Origin of the sequence: Micromonospora sp. GCM10011541 (assembly GCF_042650725.1) — a bacterium.
GTDB lineage: Bacteria > Actinomycetota > Actinomycetes > Mycobacteriales > Micromonosporaceae > Micromonospora > Micromonospora sicca.
In genome coordinates, this window is the sequence record NZ_JBHSBP010000010.1 from 42,680 (window position 1) to 60,512 (window position 17,833).

Here is a 17,833-nt window from a genome sequence, read left to right on the forward strand (position 1 = left end):
GGCGCGCCGACGCGCCGAAAGCGATTTCCACGGCGACGGCGGGGCGCCGGACCGCTAGGGTCGACGCGTGACCACCGATCCGCTCCTGCTGACCGGCGAGGTGGACGACGCCAGGGCCCGGCTGCTGCATACCGTGGCAGCCTTCGACGCCGCGGACGTCGCCGCCCCATCCCTGCTCCCGGGCTGGACCCGGGGACACGTGCTGACCCACCTGGCCCGAAACGCCGACGGCTTCGTCAACCTGCTCACCGCCGCGCGCACCGGCGAGCAGATCCCGATGTACGCCAGCGCGGACGCCCGTACCGCCGACATCGAGGCCGGCGCCGATCGCCCGCCCGCCGCCCTCCTGGACGACCTGCGGCGCAGCTCGGAGCGGTTCGTCGAGGCGGTCGACGCGATGCCGGTCGAGGCGTGGGCGACGACCGTGGAGACGCGGCGCGGCCCGTGGCCGGCGGCCCTGCTGGTCTGGGGTCGGCTCCGCGAGATCGAGGTGCACCACGTGGACCTGGCCGCCGGCTACCGGCCGGCCGAGTGGCCGGACGCGTTCGCCCAGCGGCTGCTGCACGAGGTGGCCACCGGGCTGGCCGGCCGGCCGGAGGCGCCGGTCATGGTGCTGCGCTTCGACGGGGTCCGCCAGGAACTCGTCGTGGGCGATCCCGACGGGGCGCCCACCATCACCGGCCCGGCGCCCGAACTCGCCGCCTGGCTGATCGGACGCAGCGCGGGCGAGGTGCTCGCCGTCACCCCCGACGGTCCCCTGCCGACCCCACCGGAATGGATATAGCAGACCCATGACCTACAGCGGAGACGTCACGTCCGGCGGTGCGCCGGCCGTCCGTGAGCTCGACCGGCTCACCATCACCAAGGTGTCGGTGGGCCCGATGGACAACAACGCCTACCTGCTGCGCTGCCGGGACACCGGCGAGCAGGTACTGATCGACGCCGCCAACGAGGCGCCCCGGCTGGTCGAACTGGTCGGCGACGGCGGGCTGGCCGCGGTGGTCACCACGCATCGGCACATGGACCACTGGGTGGCCCTGGAGGAGGTGGTCGTCAAGACCGGCGCCCGCCCGCTGGTGCACGCCGACGACGCCGACGGGCTGCCGATCGACGCGGAGACGCTCACCGACGGCGACACCGTCGCGGTCGGCGGCTGTTCGCTGGAGGTCATCCATCTCAAGGGGCACACCCCCGGCTCGATCGCGCTGCTCTACCGCGACCCGGCCGGCACCCCGCACCTGTTCACCGGCGACAGTCTCTTCCCCGGCGGGGTCGGCAACACCGACCAGGACCCGGAGCGGTTCGGGCAGCTCATCGACGACGTCGAGCACAAGCTCTTCGACCGGCTGCCGGACGAGACCTGGTTCTACCCGGGCCACGGCAAGGACAGCACCCTCGGCGCGGAGCGTCCCTCGGTGCCCCAGTGGCGCGCCCGGGGCTGGTGAGTCCCCCGCCGGTGCGGGCCCGACCGCCCGTACCGGCCGCCGGTCCGACCCCGACGGTGGCCGCGCGCCGCGGCCACCGCCGGCCCCCGTCGCCGGCGTGGCCGGTCAGGCGGACGTGCCCATCGCGGCCAACGCGCGGAGCCGGTGCCGGGTGCCCAGCAGCACCGGACCGGCGAGCAGCAGGCCGACCGCCATGGTCAGCACGGTCGGGTTCGGCGCCCCGGGCAGCAGCCCGGCCAACGCCCGGGCGACGGTGCCGAGCAGCACGTACAGGCCCGCCCAGGCCGTCGCGCCGAGCGCGGCGCAGGCCGCGAATCGCCGGTAGGACATCCGCAGCCCGCCCGCGGCCAGCGGCAGCAGCGCGTTGAACACCGGCAGGAACGGCGCGACCAGCACCATCCGGCCGCCGCCGCGGCGCAGGATCACCTCGGCCGCCGCCCACCGCGACTCGCCGATCCAGCCGCCCACCCGGCTGTGCCGCAGCCGGTCGCCCCAGCGCCGACCGGCGAGGAAGCTGAGCGACCAACCGGCGAGGCAGCCGGCCACCACCGCCGCCACGGTCGCCAGCCCGGTCGCGGGCCGGCCGGCGCCGACCGCGGCCAGCACCGCGGCGTCGCCGGGCACCAGCACGCCGAGCAGCGGTACGGCGTCGGCGAGCATGACCATCCCGAGCGCGCTCATCAGCAGGGCGGTGGGCAGCTCACCGAACTGGGCCAGCAGATCCGTCATGCCCGTACGCTATGGCCGCCCCGACCCTGCGCACATCGGGTCCGATCCCCCACCGGCCCCTGATCCCGACTCGGGGTCGACCCCGACTCGCGTCGACGGTCAGGCCGGGCGCAGCACCTGCACCCGACGCACCGGGGAGTCCACGGACGGCTCGGTGGTGGGCACCGGATAGCTGGCCACCACCTTCAGCCGCCCCAGCGGCAGGTGCCCCCGGTCGGGGTCGCCGACCAGCACCTCGGCGCCGCGGGCGGCGGCCCGCTGCAGGAACGGCAGCACCCGCTCGGCCAGCGCGGCGTCGTAGAGGATGTCCCCGGCCACCAGCAGGTCGGCGGTCACCGTGGAGTCGAGCAGGTCGTCGGCGCTGGCGGCAACGACCACCCGGTTGGCTCGCGCGTTGACGGTGACCGCCGCGACGGCGTACGGGTCGATGTCGTTGGCGACCACCTGGTCGGCGCCGGCGAGCGCGGCGGCGATGGCCACCAGCCCCGACCCGGCGGCCAGGTCGAGCACCCGACGGCCGGCGGCCAGCTCGGGGTGGTCGAGCAGGTGGCGGGCGAGGGCCTGCCCGCCGGCCCAGGCGGAGGCCCAGTACGGCGGCGGCAGGGGGTGACCCGCCGCCGCCTCCATCCGGGCCCACCAGACGATCGCGTCCTCGGCCAAGTGCAGCCGCACCTCGGGCACGAACGGGGTCTCCACCAGCTGCAGCCGGTCCAGACCGGAGCCGGGCACGGCGATCTCCCGTTCCAGGTCGGCCAGTGCCGCGCGTTCCCTCACCGGGGCAAGCATGCCCCGGGTCGGCCGGGACCGGGTGGATTTCCCGCTCCGCGAGCGGATTTCGAGGGCGCGCCGGCACTTCCGGCAGCGGATTGCGGCCCGGACCGCTACTGTCAGGGTGGTACAGGGCGAACACCCGGCCGCGCGGCCGGTGTTCACCCGCTTTGAACAGGGAGAGATTGCATGGCAACCGGCACGGTCAAGTGGTTCAACTCGGAAAAGGGCTTCGGCTTCATCGAGCAGGACGGCGGAGGCCCGGACGTGTTCGTCCACTACTCGGCCATCGCGAGCAGTGGTTACCGGGAACTCAACGAGGGCCAGAAGGTCGAGTTCGAGGTGACCCAGGGGCAGAAGGGGCCGCAGGCGGACAACGTCCGTCCGATGTAGCTCTGTGCCGGTGGCGGCGGTCGGCTTCCGACCGCCGCCGCAGCGCATCTCAGGCCACCTCCGGCGCCGCCGGCAGGTCGCGTCGCCACCGCAGCGGCCCGACCAGCAGGATCAGCGGGGTCAGCGCCAGCCAGCCGGTCATCACCCAGATCGCCCGGCCCGGCCCGTATGCGGCGCCGAGCGCCCCGGCCAGCACGGCCGCCAGCGGGATCGTCCCGTAGTTGAGCAGCTGCATGCTGACCGTCACCCGGCCGAGCAGCGCCTGCGGGGTGTACGTCTGCCGGAAGCTGCCCTTGACGACGTTGCCCACGGCGACGGCGAGGCTGATCGCGACTCCGCCGAGGAGCAGCCAGACCACCCCGACGCCGGGCCCGGTGAGCGGGATGAGCAGGGCGGGTGGCCCGCTGCCCAGGGCGGCCAGCAGCATCGCGCGGGCGGTGCCGACCCGGCGGGCGACGGTCGTGGCCACGGTCGCGCCGACGATCCCGCCCACGCTGGCCAGGCCGATCAGCAGCCCGACCAGGCCGGGCGACAGTCCGGCCGTGCGGACCAGGAAGACCACCAGGACGGCCTGGTAGCCGGTGAGACCGATGTTGCTGGCGGCACCGAAGAGGGTCATCACCCGCAGGTAGGGGTCCCGGGCGACGAAGCGGATCCCGGCCGCCACCTCCCGGCGCAGCGACGGGGGCCCGTCGGGGCGCGGCACCGGACGCTCGACCGTGCGGATCCGCCCCAGGCAGGCGGCGGAGACGAGGAAGCTCAGCGCGTCGAGCAGCAGGGCGGTGACCGCCCCGGCGAGCTGGGCGACCAGGCCGGCCAGCCCCGGACCGACGACATAGCTCGCAGTCTGCGTGGCCTGCAGCTTGGCGTTGCCCTCCGGCACCTCCTCGGGCCGTAGCAGGGTCGGCAGGTACGCCTGATCGGCGGTCTCGAAGAAGACCCGGGCCAGGCCGGCGCCGAGCGCCACGGCCAGCAACTGGCCGATGGTGAGCACCCCGAGCACGGCGGCCACCGGGACGCTGAGGAACAGCAGGGCCGACACCAGGTCGCAGACGATCAGCACCGGGCGGCGGCGCAGCCGGTCGACCCAGGCTCCGGCCGGCAGGCCGACCAGCAGCCAGGGCAGCCACGCCGCGGCGGTGAGGACCGCGACCTGGAAGGTGGTCGCGTCCAGCACGGCCAGCGCGACCAGTGGCAGCGCCACGGTGGTCACGTTGCTGCCGATGCTGCTCACGGCCTGCCCGGTCCAGAGCAGCCGGAAGTCCCGGTGCCGGAACAGCCCTCCGCGTGGGCGTACCGGCGGGTCGGGCAGTCGGCTCGTCGTCGGCGCGCTCACGGCTGCGCCGGGATGCCGTGCGCGAACAGGAAGACCGGCTCGCGCCGCCGACCGTCGTCGGGAACCTCCCGGTCCGCCCAGCGGGCGAACAGGTCGATCACCTCGCGCCCCAGCTCGGCCAGCTCCTCCGGAGTGAGGTGCAGCCAGCGGTCGGTGGAGAAGGGCCCGTCGCCCCAGGCGGCCTGGGCCTCGTCGGGCGCGGCGTGCCAGGCGCGGGCGAGGGCGGCCTGTCGGTCCAGGTTGAGCGAGGTCGCGGCGTCGGCGACCGCCCGGGCGGCGGGGTCGGCGTCGAAGTCGCTGTTGGACCAGCGCACCCCGCGGCTCTGCAGGCGCCACCACCGCTCCCGGCGATCCCGGGCCAGCTCGGGCGCCTCGGCGACGAGGTCGGCGCTCGCCAGCACCTTGAGGTGGTGGCTGATATTCGCCGGCGCCTGGCCGGTCCGCTCGGCGAGCAGGCCGACCGTCGCCGGGCCGTGCACCTTGAGCACGTCCATCAGGCGGCGGCGGAGCGGGTGGGCGAGCGCGGCGAGGACGCGGGAGTCGGTCACCTGTCGGACGTCGGGGTTGGGCATACGGCCACCCTGACACCAGCAACGACAGTTACGCAATAACTATTGCGGAACTGTCGTTGCCGGATCGGGCCCGGCCGGTGGCGCGCTCCGTCAGGCGGCCAGCCGGCGGGCCATCTCGTCGGCGACGTCCTTGGCGATGGTGGGCGGGAGCGCCGCCGCGATCTTCTCCGGGGTGAGCCCGGCGAGCACGCCGGCGATGATCGCCTCCTCGTTGGTGAAGTCCCTGTTGGCCAGGTTGGTCAGCGCGACGCCGAGCGCGTCCACCCGCAGCATCAGATAGTCGAGCTTGGCCACCACGCTGTTGCTGGCCGACTGGGGCCCGGATCCGTCCGGGTCGACGCTCCGCCCCATGCTCGGCCCGCCGTAGAACATGGCGGAGTAGAGGTTGGCGATCTGGCTCTCAGCCGCGGCGCTCATGTCGTCCTCCAGGAGTCCGATGCTGGTCAGGTAGCGGCGGAACAGCGGGGTCTGGTCCCGGTTCGCCTTGATCGAGTCGCGGAAGAAGCTGAAGTGGGTGTGGAACAGGTGGGAACTGTCGCCGGTGCTGCGCTTGCCGAGCCGGTCCCACCGCCGCACCACGGCGCCGTCCGGCGAGTAGATGATCTCCCGGAGGTCCCCGGTGTCCGGGGCGCCGGCGACGCACTCCGCCACGCACCAGGTGGAGAACGTGTAGAGGTTGTGGGCGCGACCGCCCGCCGAGACCTGGAAGGTGCCGACGTCCAGGGCGGCCGCGTCGAGGGTGAGACCGGAGGAGTCCCGGCTGGACTCCACCACGGAGTAGTCGTTCGCCACGACCCGGTCGGAACCGCAGTGATAGCCGCCGCGGTGGCTGGGGTCGCCGACGATGCCGACCTCCGCGGGCTCCAGGTCCTCCGGCCGTACGACGTTCGGATCGACGTTCAGATGACTGAGCAGCAGAGTGCGTACCGCCAACAGGTTCGCCGGAGCCCGCGTCATGGGGTGCCCCCCTCCCGATCGTTCGCGGCCGGGCACGGTGATCACACCGCGTAGGCGGCGGGGTGATCCGGGGATGCGCCCGGCGAGTGCTGCACGGCACCGGGCAGTTGACCCGACCATATCTGGTCGTTCACCAGTTTGCCCAGGTCAGAGGCACTATCTGGAACTGAGAGAAGACTGTGGACCGAGGTCGAGGAGCGGCAGGATGATCGCTGACGGATGCTCCGGATCGTGCAGGATCTCCCGGCCCCCGGCACGCAGCGTCACTGCCGTACCGAGCGGTTCACCGGTGCCCGGGTTGCGCGCGTACCGGGGATGGGCGCCGCCGGAGACCTGGACCCGCAACCGGTGCCCGAGGGCGAACCGGTGTGCGGTCGGCCAGAGGGTCACCGGCACCCGCACCACGCCGGACGGACCGGTCGGGAAGCGGCCCGGCGCCACGCGGACCAGGCCGTCGCAGACGTTCCAGGATCTTCCCCGGCGGTCCACGTCGCAGAGCCGCACGAAGACGTCCAGGTAGGACAGTTCACTGCGGACGTGGATCTCGGCGTGGACCGGGCCGACCACCTCCACCGGCGCGTCGAGCGGGGGGCTGGTGTAGGTCAGCACGTCCGGCCGGGCCTCCGCGGGCCGGTTGTCCACCGCGCCGGCCCGCTGGGCGACCAGGAGCGGACCGCCGAGCGACGGCGTCGGGTCGGCCGGGTCGTACCAGATCCGGTCCGGCGCGGACGGGGCCGGTGGGTCCTTCGCGAGGGCGCCCCCGGCGTACAGGTGCCAGCGGGTCGACGCGGCCGGCGGCGGCCAGTGGGGCAGGTCCCGCCAGCCGCCGCCTGCTCCACCGACGTGCACCCGCACCGGCGCGGTACGCGCGCCCGGGCGGCCGGCCAGGTGCTCGTCGAGCCAGTCGAGGCCGTCCCGCAGGGCGGCCACGAAGAGCCCGGGGCTGCCGTGGGTCCACGGTCCGACGGTCAGTCGCGGGTGGGCGCCGGCGGCCCGCAGCGCGGCGTAGTCGTCGAGCTGGGCGGGGAGGAAGATGTCGTGCCAGCCGCTGATCATCGCCACCGGCGCGCGCACCTCGGCGATCCGGTCGCCGAAAACCCGGGACCGCCAGTAGTCGGCGTCCGGCGTGTGGTGGCGCAGCCATTCCTGGAAGAAGGGCACGGTGACGCCGGTGGCGATCCGGTCGGCCTCGGCCAGCGGCAGGTGGGCCAGCGCCGCGGTCAGCCGGGGCTGCCCCCGCTTGAGTTCCCACTGCCGGGCCAGCCACGGCACGGTCTGCGCCTGCAGCAGCTCCGCCCAGGTCAGCACCGTGTCCAGGGCGAACGACTCGCCCGCGTAGGTCGAGTCGCGGGTGCCCGACGCCGTCACCACCGCGACCATCGCCCTCAGCTCGTCAGCCGCCTCGGCGGCGACGGCCCACTGCACGAAGCCCTGGTAGCTGGCGCCGAACATGCCGAACGCCCCGGACCACCAGCGCTGCCGGCGCAGCCACTCGACGGTGTCCAGGCCGTCGTCGCGTTCGTGCACCAGCGGCGCGAACTGCCCGCCCGAGCCGTACGTGCCCCGGCAGGACTGGATGACCACGTGGAAGCCGCGTTCGGCGGCGAGCCGGCCGAGCAGCCGCACCGGCCCGCCCCGCCCGTACGGCGTACGAATCAGCACGGTGGGCGCGCCGGGCAGGTTCGGGGCGTAGTGGTCGGCGCGGAGCGTCACCCCGTCGCGGACCCGGACCGGGATGTCCCGGGTCACGGTCACCCGCCGGCTCCGGGCGGCCGGCAACCGCAGCACCGCGGTGGCGAGTCGGGTGGCGAGCCGGTCGAGCACGTCGTCAGTCCGCGGTCCGGGGCGGCGACTCCGGGCGGGCGGCCCGCACCGCGTCGCGGTGTTCGCGCAGGGAGGCGCGCATCTCGGTCATGAACCGGTGGACCACCGCCAGCTCCTCGTCGCTGAACCGGGCCACCACCTGGTCGGTCCGCGCGCCGAGCGGCTGGAAGAACTCCGTCGCCAGGGCGGCGCCCCGGTCGGCGTGGTGCAGGAAGACCTTGCGCCGGTCGGCGGTGTCCCGGTCACGCCGGATGTGTCCGGCCCGCTCCAGCCGGTCGATCAGGGCGGTGACCGAGCCGGAGGAGAGGTTGAGCTGCTCCCCCAGCCGGCCGGGGGTGATCGGGTCGCCGGCCAGCTCGGCGTCCATCACGGCGATCAGCGCCTGCAGGTCGGTGGCGTTGAGCCCGTGCAGGGCGGCGAAGGCGTGCCCGACGTGCTGCGCGTCCACGGAGTAACGCCGCAGGTCGTCGGCGATGTCGGAGACCAGCCGCCCGCGCGGGTCGTCCCGCCGCCGGTACATGCCGTGCGCTGCCACGTCTTGTCGATTCCCCTGTCGAACAGGCCGGGACAGCAGCATAGAACGCCGCCGACAATCTCGCCGGTCAAGATGCTCGCGTTGGGAGCTGCCGTCACCTCGTCCGCATCGGTCAGGTCAGTAGGTCAGGCAGACGCACTCGGTCATCAGCGCCCGCACGTTGCGCACGTACTGCGGGTTGGGGATGGTCAGCGGCTCGCCCTCCCGGGCCACCGCGTTGTGCCCGTAGTTGTACGCCGAGATGATCGCGTTGAGCAGGCAGGAGTTCAGCTCGTCGGTGCAGAGCGAGGCGTCCAGCCGGTAGTCGGACTCGAAGTACATGTCGCCGATGTACTTCGTCAGCCAGGCCAGGTAGTTGGCGCCGAGGTAGGCATTGTCCCGGTAGTCGCCGATGTCGTACGACTGGCCGAAGCGCTGGTTCATCCAGTCCGCGGTGGCCGGCATGATCTGCATCAGCCCGATCCCGCCGTCGCAGGCGACGATGTTGGACTGCCAGCCGCTCTCCTGCCAGGCGGTCGCCTTGAGCAGACTGAGCGGGATGGCGATGTCCGGCGCGGAGGTCGGCCAGTAGGTGCGGGCGGCGGCGTCGCCGAGCGCCGCCTTGACCTGGCTGCGGGTCGCCTGGGTGCCCTTGTAGGTGGGCTGACAGCCGCTCGGTGCCGGCTTCGGCGGGGGCGGCGGGACCCGCGTCTCGGTGGGCGGCTTCGGGGTGGTGAGCGGTCCCGCCGCCGTCCGGGTGGGCTTCGGCTTCGGCTTCGCCGTCGGGCCGGCGGTCGGGCTGGCCTTGACGCTGGGCGCCACGCCCATCGCCTCGACCCCCGGCGGCGCCTCGCTCGGCTGGTCGGCCGGCGCCTCGACGGACTCGTCCGTCGGCAGCGCGACCGGCGCGGCCAGCTCCCGGGGCTCGGGTTCCGCGCCGCCGCACCCGGTGATCCCGGCGGCCAGCAGCAGTCCGGCCACCATCGCGGCGCCCATCCGGCTCATCCCTCGACGCATCCGACCCCTCCCCCGTGGCTGTCGGCCGGACCTTAGCAAGGACCGGCCGGGTCGCGGGGACCCGACGACGCCGCGACCGCCCGGCCCATCGACGTCGGTCGGCTCCGGCGCGCCCGCAGTTCCCGGCCGGATCGTCATCGGGCGCGTCTCGCGCCGGCGGTCGCGGTCGGTTCGTCACCGGTCTGGCCGTCCGCCGTCCCCCCGTCGCCGACCGCCCGGTCCCGGGTGGCCCAGGCGACCATGAACACCGCCGTCCAGGCCATGCCGAGCAGGACGGAGGTGGCGGTGCCGCTGGCCGTGCTCCAGCCCAGATAGAGCCGGGCGCCGCCGATCGCCACCACGCCCGCGACCGCGACCGTCCAGGCGGCCACCGCCGCCGGCCACGGCGCTCCCCGGGACAGCAGCCAGGCCAGCGTGCCGAGGCTCGCCGTCACCACCGCGTTCTGGGTGGGAAACAGGACGCCGGCGTCGCCCGGCCCGCCCGGTCCGGTGAGATCGGCCACCACGGCCAGCACCACCAGCGGCATGAACGCCCCCGCCGTGCCGACGACGCTGAGCAGGTCGGCCCGCCAGGGCCGGTGCCGCCAGGCCAGCACGGCGGCGAGCAGCGCGACCAGCGCGATCAGGACGGACCCGCGCAGCACCGAGGCAGCCGTCGACGCGGCGTGGACCACCCCGGGAGTACGCCGGTCGGCGAACCAGTCGGCGAGGAGGCCGTCGACCACCGCGAGCCCGCTGTACCGGACCCCGACCTCCAGCGCGAAGGCGATGGCCAGCCCGGCGGTGAACAGCAGCAGCAGGCCGGCGGCGAGGTTGAGCAGCAGCGTCCAGGCCGGTCCGAACCGCGTGGTGAGCAGGAAGAAGAGCACCCCGTACCGGGCCCGCAGCCAGCGCAGCGGCGGCAGCCCGGCGGCCCGCGACGCCAGGGCCCGCGCCGGATCGGGGTTGCGGCCCAGCCACCGGCCGGCCAGCACCACGGCCACCAGGCAGAGCAGCAGCACCAGCACCGCACCGGTGGCCTGGCCGAGCAGGTGGGAGACCCGCTCGTACGACTCGCCGGCGAGGTAGCCGAGCAGGACCGAGCCGCCCACCCAGGTGACCACCCCGGCCAGGTTCCACGGCGCGAACCGCCGGTACGGCAGGCCCGCCGCGCCGGCCAGCCGGGGCGCCAGGGTGCGGGCGAAGGCCACCCAGCGGGCGGCGAAGAACCCCCGCCCGCCGAGTCGGGCGAGCATCGCGTCCGCCCGGTGCCAGCGCTCGGGGCCGATCCGGGCGCCCAGGCCGGAGGCGCGCAGCCGTGGGCCGTACCGGCGGCCGGCCCGGAAGGCCAGTGTGTCGCCTATCACGGCAGCACCCGTCATCACCAGCAGCGCCGGAATAATCCGCAGCGTCCCCGCGTAGGCTAAGAAGCCGACCAGCAACAGGGTCGCCTCTCCCGGCACCAGCAAGCCGAAGATCACCGCCGTCTCACCTGCGACGATCGTCGCGGCGACCAGGTAGATCAACAGGGACGGCAGGCCCTGCAGCGACATCAGCAGGTCAGGCATCCGGTCCCCAGCAGCGCACGGGGGCCAGCATGCCAGCCGCAGGAACGGTCGGAACAGCAGTTTCGGCAGAGATCCGGGCGATCTCGGGGTGACCCCGACACGCGCACCGGCAACCGCAGACAGGAGTATGGAGGGTATGCAGCTTCGCACCGACCTCCGCAACGTCGCCATCATCGCCCACGTCGACCACGGCAAGACGACCCTGGTCGACGCCATGTTGCGGCAGGCCGGCGCCTACGGCGCCCGCGGCGAGACGACCGAGCGGGTGATGGACTCGGGGGACCTGGAGCGGGAAAAGGGCATCACCATCCTGGCCAAGAACACCGGCGTGCACTACCTGCCGGCGGACGGGTCCGATCCGGTCACCATCAACATCATCGACACTCCCGGCCACGCCGACTTCGGCGGCGAGGTCGAGCGGGGCCTGACCATGGTCGACGGAGTGATCCTGCTGGTCGACGCCAGCGAGGGCCCGCTGCCGCAGACCCGCTTCGTGCTCCGCAAGGCGCTCAGCGCCCGGATGCCGATCATCCTGGTGATCAACAAGGTGGACCGGCCGGACGCCCGGATCAAGGAGGTCGTGGACGACACCTACGAGCTCTTCCTCGACCTGGACGCCGACGAGGAGCAGATCGACTTCCCGATCATCTACGCCTGCGCCCGCGACGGCATCGCCTCGCTGACCCAGCCAGCCGACGGCTCGGTGCCCGACGACAGCAGCTCCCTGGAGCCGCTGTTCCGGACCCTGCTCGACACCATCCCGCCGCCCGCGTACGAGGAGGACGCGCCCCTGCAGGCGCACGTCACCAACCTCGACGCCTCGCCGTTCCTCGGCCGCCTCGCGCTGTGCCGGGTCCGGCAGGGCACCATCCGCAAGGGCGCGACGGTGGCCTGGTGCCGCACCGACGGCAGCACCCAGCGGGTCCGCATCTCCGAGCTGCTGATGACCGAGGGGCTCGAGCGCAAGCCGGCCGACTCGGCCGGCCCGGGCGACATCATCGCGGTCGCCGGCATCCCGGAGATCATGATCGGTGAGACTCTGGCCGACGCGGAGAACCCGCAGCCGCTGCCACTGATCACCGTCGACGAGCCGGCGATCTCGATGACCATCGGCACCAACACCTCGCCGCTGGTCGGCCGGGTCAAGGGCTCGAAGGTCACCGCGCGGATGGTCAAGGACCGGCTCGACAAGGAGCTGGTCGGCAACGTCTCGCTGCGGGTCCTGCCGACCGAGCGGCCGGACGCCTGGGAGGTGCAGGGTCGTGGCGAGCTGGCGCTGGCCATCCTGGTCGAGCAGATGCGCCGGGAGGGCTACGAGCTGACCGTGGGCAAGCCGCAGGTGGTCACCAAGGAGATCGACGGCAAGATCTGCGAGCCGGTCGAGCGGCTGACCATCGACGCCCCGGAGGAGTACCTGGGCGCCATCACGCAGCTCCTCGCGACCCGCAAGGGCCGGATGGAGCAGCTGGTCAACCACGGCACCGGCTGGATCCGGATGGAGTGGCTGGTCCCGGCGCGCGGCCTGATCGGCTTCCGCACCGAGTTCCTCACCGACACCCGGGGCACCGGCATCCTGCACCACGTCTTCGAGTCCTACGAGCCGTGGTTCGGCGAGCTGCGCACCCGCAACAACGGGTCGCTGGTGGCCGACCGGGCGGGGGCGGTCACCGCGTTCGCCTTGATCAACTTGCAGGAGCGCGGCCAGCTCTTCGTCGAGCCGACCACCGAGGTGTACGAGGGCATGATCGTCGGGGAGAACTCCCGCTCCGACGACATGGACGTCAACATCACCAAGGAGAAGAAGCTCACGAACATGCGGGCGTCGACGTCGGACGAGACCGAGAAGCTGATCCCGCCGCGCAAGCTGTCGCTGGAGCAGGCCCTCGAGTTCTGCCGCGAGGACGAGTGCGTCGAGGTGACCCCGACCGCGGTGCGCATCCGCAAGGTCGTCCTCGACCAGACGCAGCGGGGCCGGATGGCCGCCCGCCGCAAGCACGCCGGCTGACCCCAGCCCCCGCACCACCCACCGGAGCCCGGACCGCCCCACGCGGCCCGGGCTCCGCCATCTCTCCCCCGCCCCGCCCCGCCCCGCCCCGCCCCGCCCCGGCGATCATGAAGTTATCGCCATGACACGCCGGGGCGGGTCAGGTGGGTTTGGTGGCTTGGAGGGCGAGGATGTCGGGAACCGGGCCGGAGCCGGATTCGGTGACCCGGGTCAGCGTCAGGCCGGCGGTGGTCACCGCGTTGAGCAGGTCGGCCAGCGGGACGTGCCAGGCACCCACCCTTGCCCGAACACCATGCGGCGACCAGGCTCGGAAGCTGCGCTCCCGCTCGGCGTACCCGCCGTCGATCACGATCCGCTCGGGGTCGGACCGATCGGCGAACGCGCCGGTGAAGCAGGGGTGCACGCCGACGTGGACGAAGCGCCCGCCCGGGGCGAGGACCCGGGCCGCCTCGGCGATCACCGCCCGGTAGTCCGGCAGGTCGGTGTGGCCCAGCACGCAGGTGACGGCGGGCAGGCGCCCGTCGGCGACGGGCAGCGCGGCGACGTCGGCGCGGGCCACCGGCAGGCGGGCGCGGGCGTGCCGGAGCTGCCCGTCGGAGAGGTCGACGCCGACCGGGTCCCAGCCCAGCCGGCGCAGCTCGGCGGCGTGCACCCCGGTGCCGCAGCAGAGGTCGAGACAGCGGCCGGGGCCGCTGCCCAGCAGCTCGGCGAGCTGCCGGCGGACCCGGTCCATGTAGTCGGCGGAGGTGTCGGTGGCGTACTGCTCGTACCAGTCGGCGATCTCGTCGTACGCGGGGGTCGTCGTCATCTCCGCACGTTAGGACCTGCCGGCGGTGGACCGCTGCCCCGCCGCACCCGATGATCGGCTACCTTCACCGGCATGATCTGGGACGACCTCGACGCCCACCTGGACAAGGTGCCCGGCACCGTCTCCGCGTACGTGGGGCGGCTGGACGCCCGACCGACCTGGACCCGGCAGCCGGACGCCACCCACTACGCCGCCAGCACCATGAAGGCGGCCGTGCTGGTGGCGCTGCACCGGGCCGCCGAGGCCGGCACCCTCGGCCTGGACGCGCCGATCCCGGTGCGCAACGCGTTCGACTCCGCGCTGCCGGGCGCGCCCCGGTTCTCCTGCACCCGGGACTACGACAACGACGACGCCGTGTGGGACCGGGTCGGCGGCACCGCGCCGCTGCGCTGGCTCGCCGAGCGGATGATCGTGCGCTCCAGCAACCTGGCCACCAACATCGTGCTCGGCCATGTCGGGCTGCCGGCCGTGGCGCAGGCATGGGCGCTGGGCGGGGCCCGGCACAGCGTCACCGGCCGGGGCATCGAGGACTTCGCCGCCCGGGAGGCCGGCATCACCAACCTGGTCACCGCCGCCGACCTCGCCGCCCTGCTCGGCGGGCTGGCGGCCGGCGTCGACCGTCCGGGCCCGCTCGCCGCCCCGGCGAGCTGCGCCGCGATGCTGGACGTGCTGTTCGCCCAGGAGCACCGGGAGGACCTCGCCGCCGGGCTGCCCGAGGGCACCCGGATCGCGCACAAGAACGGCTGGGTACGCGGGATACGGCACGGCGCCGGGGTGGTCTTCCCGACCGACGCCCCGCCGTACGCGATCGTCGTCTGCACCACCACCGACCTGGCCGACGGCGGGCCGACCGGCGAGGGGGTCGAGGACGACGCCTGCCGCCTGATCGCCGACATCTCCGCCCGCGTCTGGGACGCCCGCCACACCCTGGCCGGCGCCGCCTGACGCTCCCGCCGGCCGGAACGGTCCCGCCCCGGCGGGACGCCTCAGTCGAGCAGGTTGTCCCGCAGCGCGGCGACCACCTCGTCGGTCACGCCCAGCCCGTCGCGCAGGTACGCCCCGAACGAGCCGTGCACCCGCCGCACCTCGTCGTACGCGGCGTCGAGGTACTCCGCCCGCACCTCCAGCAGCGGCCGGGCCGTCGCCGGGTGGAGCTCCGGCTGCCGCCGGGTCATCGCGGCCAGCAGCACCTCGCGCAGGCTCTCGGTCAGCTCGTTGTGCCGCAGGTAGTCCGCCCGGATCGTCGCCTCGTCCACCCCGAGCGCGGTGAGCAGGACGACGGCCAGCCAGCCGGTGCGGTCCTTGCCGGCCGAACAGTGGAACAGCAGGGGCAGGTTCCGCTCCTCGGCCGCCAGCCGCACCGCCGCCCCGAAACCGGCCCGGGCCGCCTCCCCGGTGACGAACCACCGGTAGATCCGCGCCATCGCCGCCGGCATGCCCTCGCGGGCCAGCTCGTCGTACGCGTCCAGGTCGTGGCCGAGCAGCACCGCCGAGACGTACGTGAAGACCGGGTGCGCCGGGTCGTACACCGGCAGGTGCACCACCCGGGGCTCGCCGACCACGCGGTCCGGCGGGGCGACCTCCTGCTCGGCGGCGCCCCGCAGGTCCACCACGCAGGCCGGCGCCAGCTTGCCCAGCACCGGCAGGTCCTCGTCGGTCAACCGGCCCAGCGCCGCGGTGCGGATCAGCCGGCCGGCCCGCACCCGCCGCCCGTCCGCCGCGGGCAGGCCGCCCAGATCACGGGCGTTCGGCGCGCCCACCAGTTGCCAGTCCCGCTGCACCATCCGGCCTCCCCTGTTCGCGCCCGCCTGCATATAGGGTGCCGCACATGACGATCGCCGCGGTACGCACCCACCGGCTTTCCGCCCCGTTACACACCCCGTTCGTCACCGCGCTGCGCCGAACCACCACCGTGGACACCCTGGTCGTCGAGGTGATCGACGACGACGGGCGGTCCGGTTTCGGCGAGGCGCCGCAGGTCTGGCAGGTGACCGGCGCGTCCATCGCCGGCGCGGAGGCGTGCGTCCGGGAGATGATCGTGCCGGCCCTGCTCGGGCGGGACGCCGACGACCTGGTGGCCCGGTGCGCCGAGGTGCAACGGGCGGTGGCCGGCAACGAGTCCGCCAAGGGCGCCGTCGACGTGGCGCTGCATGACCTGGCCGCCCGGCGGCTCGGCGTACCGCTGGTCCGGTTGCTCGGCGGCACCACCCGGCGGGTCCCGACGGACGTCACCCTGGCCGCCGGCGACGCGATGGACCTGGCCAACGCGGCCAAGCAGCGCCGGGCCGAAGGGTTCGACGTGCTCAAGCTGAAGGTCGGCACCGACGCCAGCGGGGACCTGGACCGGGTACGCGCGGTCCGTTCCGCGGTGGGGCCGGGGGTGCGGATCCGGCTGGACGCGAACCAGGGTTGGACCCCGCGCGAGGCGGTCCGGGTGATCCGCGGCATCGAGGACGCCGGCCTCGACGTCGAGCTGGTCGAGCAGCCCGTCGCCCGCTGGGACCTGGACGGGCTGGCCTGGGTCAGCGACCGCGTCGACCTGCCGATCCTCGCCGACGAGTCGGTCTTCGGCGTGCGCGACCTGGTCGAGGTGATCCGCCGCCGGGCGGCCGACATGGTGAACGTCAAGCTCGCCAAGTGCGGCGGCCTGCACCCGGCCCGCACGCTGCTCGACCTGGCCGCCGCGTACGGGATGGGCACGATCGTCGGCTCGATGATGGAGAGTCAGATCGGCGTGGGCGCCGCGGCCAGCCTGGTCGCGGCCTACGGCACCACGGCGGTGTCGGACCTGGACGCCGCCTGGTGGCTGGCCTGGTCACCGGTGCGGGACGGGATCCGGTACGACGGCGCCACCGTCGTGCTGCCGGACGCCCCCGGTCTCGGTGTCACCTCGGTGGCGACTGAAGCAAAGATGCAGACCCGCAGTTGATGGCCGTTGGAATCTTTCATAGGGTCGCGGGAGACAGCGGCGCGAGGTGGGGGTGGACGTGGAGCTGCAACCGGGCCGCGAGGCCGTCGTCCGGGTCCCGGTGGCGACCCTCTGGGCCGCCCCCGAGGCGGTCCGGCCGGTCGACGGCCCCGCCCTCGCCGGCGACCCGGACGTCCCGGCCTGGATCGCCGGCCTCGACCACGACCAGCAGGTCGGCGACTGCGTGCTCAGCCAACTGCTGCTCGGTGAGCGGGTGCTCGTCACCGAGCTGCGCGCCGACGGCTGGGCGCACGTGGTCGCCGTCGAGCAGCCGGCCGCGCAGCTCGACCCGCGCGGCTACCCGGGCTGGCTGCCCGCCGCCCAGCTGGCTCCGCTCCGGCCCGAACGGCAGCGGTCCCCGCAGTTCGTGGTCGACGCCCTCGCCACCGACCTGCACGCCACGCCCGGCGGCCCGCCGGCGCTGGCCGGGGTGGGGCTCGGCACCCGACTGTTCCGGGCCGGACCGCTCTTCGACGGCTGGCTGCCGTGCCACGTTCCCGGTCGCGTCGACCCGCTCTGGGTCGCCGAGACCGACGTGGTCCCGCTCCCGCAGGAGCGGCCGGAGGCCAAGGAGGCCCTGGCCGTCGCCGACCGCCTCCGCGGCCTCGTCTACATCTGGGGCGGCCTCTCCAGCCACGGCATCGACTGCTCCGGTCTGGTGCGCCTGGCCTGGCGCCGGTTCGGGTTGACGCTCCCCCGGGACGCCCACGCCCAGGCCGGGGCGACCACCCCGCTGGCGCTCGGCGACGAACGCCCCGGCGATCTCTACTTCTTCGCCCGGCCCGGCCGCCAGATCCACCACGTCGGCATCGTCAGCACCGACCCGCACGGCGACGACCGGCGGATGCTGCACGCTTGCTACCTCCAGCGCCGGGTGGTCGAGGAGCGGCTTCCCCCCGACCGGGAGGCCACCCTGGTGGGCGCGCACCGCGTCTGACCTGTACGCGGAA

18 protein-coding genes are annotated in these 17,833 nt (G+C 74.1%); 7 read left to right on the plus strand and 11 right to left on the minus strand.

The features are described 5' to 3' along the window. Positions 1-67: 67 nt before the first annotated feature. Both ACFOYX_RS04590 and ACFOYX_RS04595 read left to right on the plus strand, forming a co-directional pair. Entirely contained in the window at positions 68-784 is a 717-nt protein-coding gene (locus tag ACFOYX_RS04590; RefSeq protein WP_322442091.1) for a maleylpyruvate isomerase family mycothiol-dependent enzyme, read from the plus strand. Between the two features lie 7 nt (positions 785-791). Next, positions 792-1,445 (plus strand): MBL fold metallo-hydrolase, encoded by a 654-nt coding sequence (locus ACFOYX_RS04595; protein ID WP_322442090.1) that lies wholly within the window; start codon positions 792-794, stop codon positions 1,443-1,445. Positions 1,446-1,550: 105 nt separating this feature from the next. Here the strand turns inward: ACFOYX_RS04595 and ACFOYX_RS04600 are convergent, their stop codons facing one another. Together ACFOYX_RS04600 and ACFOYX_RS04605 are read right to left on the minus strand one after the other, a co-directional pair. Continuing rightward, a complete protein-coding gene (locus ACFOYX_RS04600; protein WP_322442089.1) occupies positions 1,551-2,174 on the minus strand; it encodes a VTT domain-containing protein in 624 nt (207 codons plus the stop codon). 99 nt (positions 2,175-2,273) lie between these two features. Beyond that, entirely contained in the window at positions 2,274-2,960 is a 687-nt protein-coding gene (locus ACFOYX_RS04605; RefSeq protein WP_322442088.1) for a 50S ribosomal protein L11 methyltransferase, read from the minus strand. Positions 2,961-3,131: 171 nt separating this feature from the next. Here ACFOYX_RS04605 and ACFOYX_RS04610 point away from each other — a divergent pair, with 171 nt between their 5' ends. Further along, positions 3,132-3,335 carry a cold-shock protein gene (locus ACFOYX_RS04610; RefSeq protein ID WP_007462771.1) on the plus strand — a complete coding sequence of 68 codons (204 nt, stop codon included), beginning with the start codon at positions 3,132-3,134 and terminating at the stop codon, positions 3,333-3,335. A gap of 49 nt (positions 3,336-3,384) precedes the next feature. Here ACFOYX_RS04610 and ACFOYX_RS04615 read toward each other — a convergent pair whose 3' ends face one another. From ACFOYX_RS04615 to ACFOYX_RS04645, 7 genes are all read right to left on the minus strand, one after another. After that, positions 3,385-4,671 (minus strand): MFS transporter, encoded by a 1,287-nt coding sequence (locus ACFOYX_RS04615; protein WP_322442087.1) that lies wholly within the window; start codon positions 4,669-4,671, stop codon positions 3,385-3,387. Further along, positions 4,668-5,243: a metalloregulator ArsR/SmtB family transcription factor gene (locus ACFOYX_RS04620; protein WP_322442086.1), complete on the minus strand. Its 576-nt coding sequence runs from the start codon at positions 5,241-5,243 to the stop codon at positions 4,668-4,670. Before ACFOYX_RS04620 ends, ACFOYX_RS04615 begins: the two co-directional genes overlap by 4 nt. A 90-nt stretch (positions 5,244-5,333) precedes the next feature. Continuing rightward, the gene (locus ACFOYX_RS04625; RefSeq protein ID WP_109800056.1) at positions 5,334-6,200 is read right to left on the minus strand and encodes a hypothetical protein; all 867 of its coding nucleotides are present in this window, start codon (positions 6,198-6,200) and stop codon (positions 5,334-5,336) included. 156 nt (positions 6,201-6,356) lie between these two features. Beyond that, entirely contained in the window at positions 6,357-8,024 is a 1,668-nt protein-coding gene (locus ACFOYX_RS04630; RefSeq protein WP_322442085.1) for a CocE/NonD family hydrolase, read from the minus strand. 4 nt (positions 8,025-8,028) lie between these two features. Continuing rightward, positions 8,029-8,544: a MarR family winged helix-turn-helix transcriptional regulator gene (locus ACFOYX_RS04635; RefSeq protein WP_109800057.1), complete on the minus strand. Its 516-nt coding sequence runs from the start codon at positions 8,542-8,544 to the stop codon at positions 8,029-8,031. Positions 8,545-8,676: 132 nt separating this feature from the next. Next, entirely contained in the window at positions 8,677-9,555 is an 879-nt protein-coding gene (locus ACFOYX_RS04640; protein ID WP_322442084.1) for a transglycosylase SLT domain-containing protein, read from the minus strand. 134 nt (positions 9,556-9,689) lie between these two features. Further along, the gene (locus ACFOYX_RS04645; RefSeq protein WP_322442083.1) at positions 9,690-11,102 is read right to left on the minus strand and encodes a DedA family protein; all 1,413 of its coding nucleotides are present in this window, start codon (positions 11,100-11,102) and stop codon (positions 9,690-9,692) included. A gap of 136 nt (positions 11,103-11,238) precedes the next feature. Between ACFOYX_RS04645 and typA the strand changes: the two genes are divergently transcribed. Then, a complete protein-coding gene (typA, locus tag ACFOYX_RS04650) occupies positions 11,239-13,107 on the plus strand; it encodes a translational GTPase TypA (protein WP_322442082.1) in 1,869 nt (622 codons plus the stop codon). Positions 13,108-13,246: 139 nt separating this feature from the next. On the opposite strand, the gene ACFOYX_RS04655 is transcribed toward typA, so the two are convergent. Then, positions 13,247-13,915 carry a methyltransferase domain-containing protein gene (locus tag ACFOYX_RS04655; protein ID WP_322442081.1) on the minus strand — a complete coding sequence of 223 codons (669 nt, stop codon included), beginning with the start codon at positions 13,913-13,915 and terminating at the stop codon, positions 13,247-13,249. 72 nt (positions 13,916-13,987) lie between these two features. Here ACFOYX_RS04655 and ACFOYX_RS04660 point away from each other — a divergent pair, with 72 nt between their 5' ends. Beyond that, positions 13,988-14,860: a serine hydrolase gene (locus tag ACFOYX_RS04660; RefSeq protein ID WP_322442080.1), complete on the plus strand. Its 873-nt coding sequence runs from the start codon at positions 13,988-13,990 to the stop codon at positions 14,858-14,860. Between the two features lie 41 nt (positions 14,861-14,901). Here the strand turns inward: ACFOYX_RS04660 and ACFOYX_RS04665 are convergent, their stop codons facing one another. Then, positions 14,902-15,699 carry a tyrosine-protein phosphatase gene (locus tag ACFOYX_RS04665; protein WP_322442079.1) on the minus strand — a complete coding sequence of 266 codons (798 nt, stop codon included), beginning with the start codon at positions 15,697-15,699 and terminating at the stop codon, positions 14,902-14,904. Between the two features lie 44 nt (positions 15,700-15,743). On the opposite strand from ACFOYX_RS04665, the gene ACFOYX_RS04670 reads away from it, so the two are divergent. Both ACFOYX_RS04670 and ACFOYX_RS04675 read left to right on the plus strand, forming a co-directional pair. Then, the gene (locus tag ACFOYX_RS04670; protein WP_322442078.1) at positions 15,744-16,844 is read left to right on the plus strand and encodes a dipeptide epimerase; all 1,101 of its coding nucleotides are present in this window, start codon (positions 15,744-15,746) and stop codon (positions 16,842-16,844) included. 58 nt (positions 16,845-16,902) lie between these two features. Continuing rightward, on the plus strand, positions 16,903-17,820 hold the full coding sequence (locus ACFOYX_RS04675) for a C40 family peptidase (protein ID WP_322442077.1): 918 nt from the start codon (positions 16,903-16,905) through the stop codon (positions 17,818-17,820). Positions 17,821-17,833: the final 13 nt, after the last annotated feature.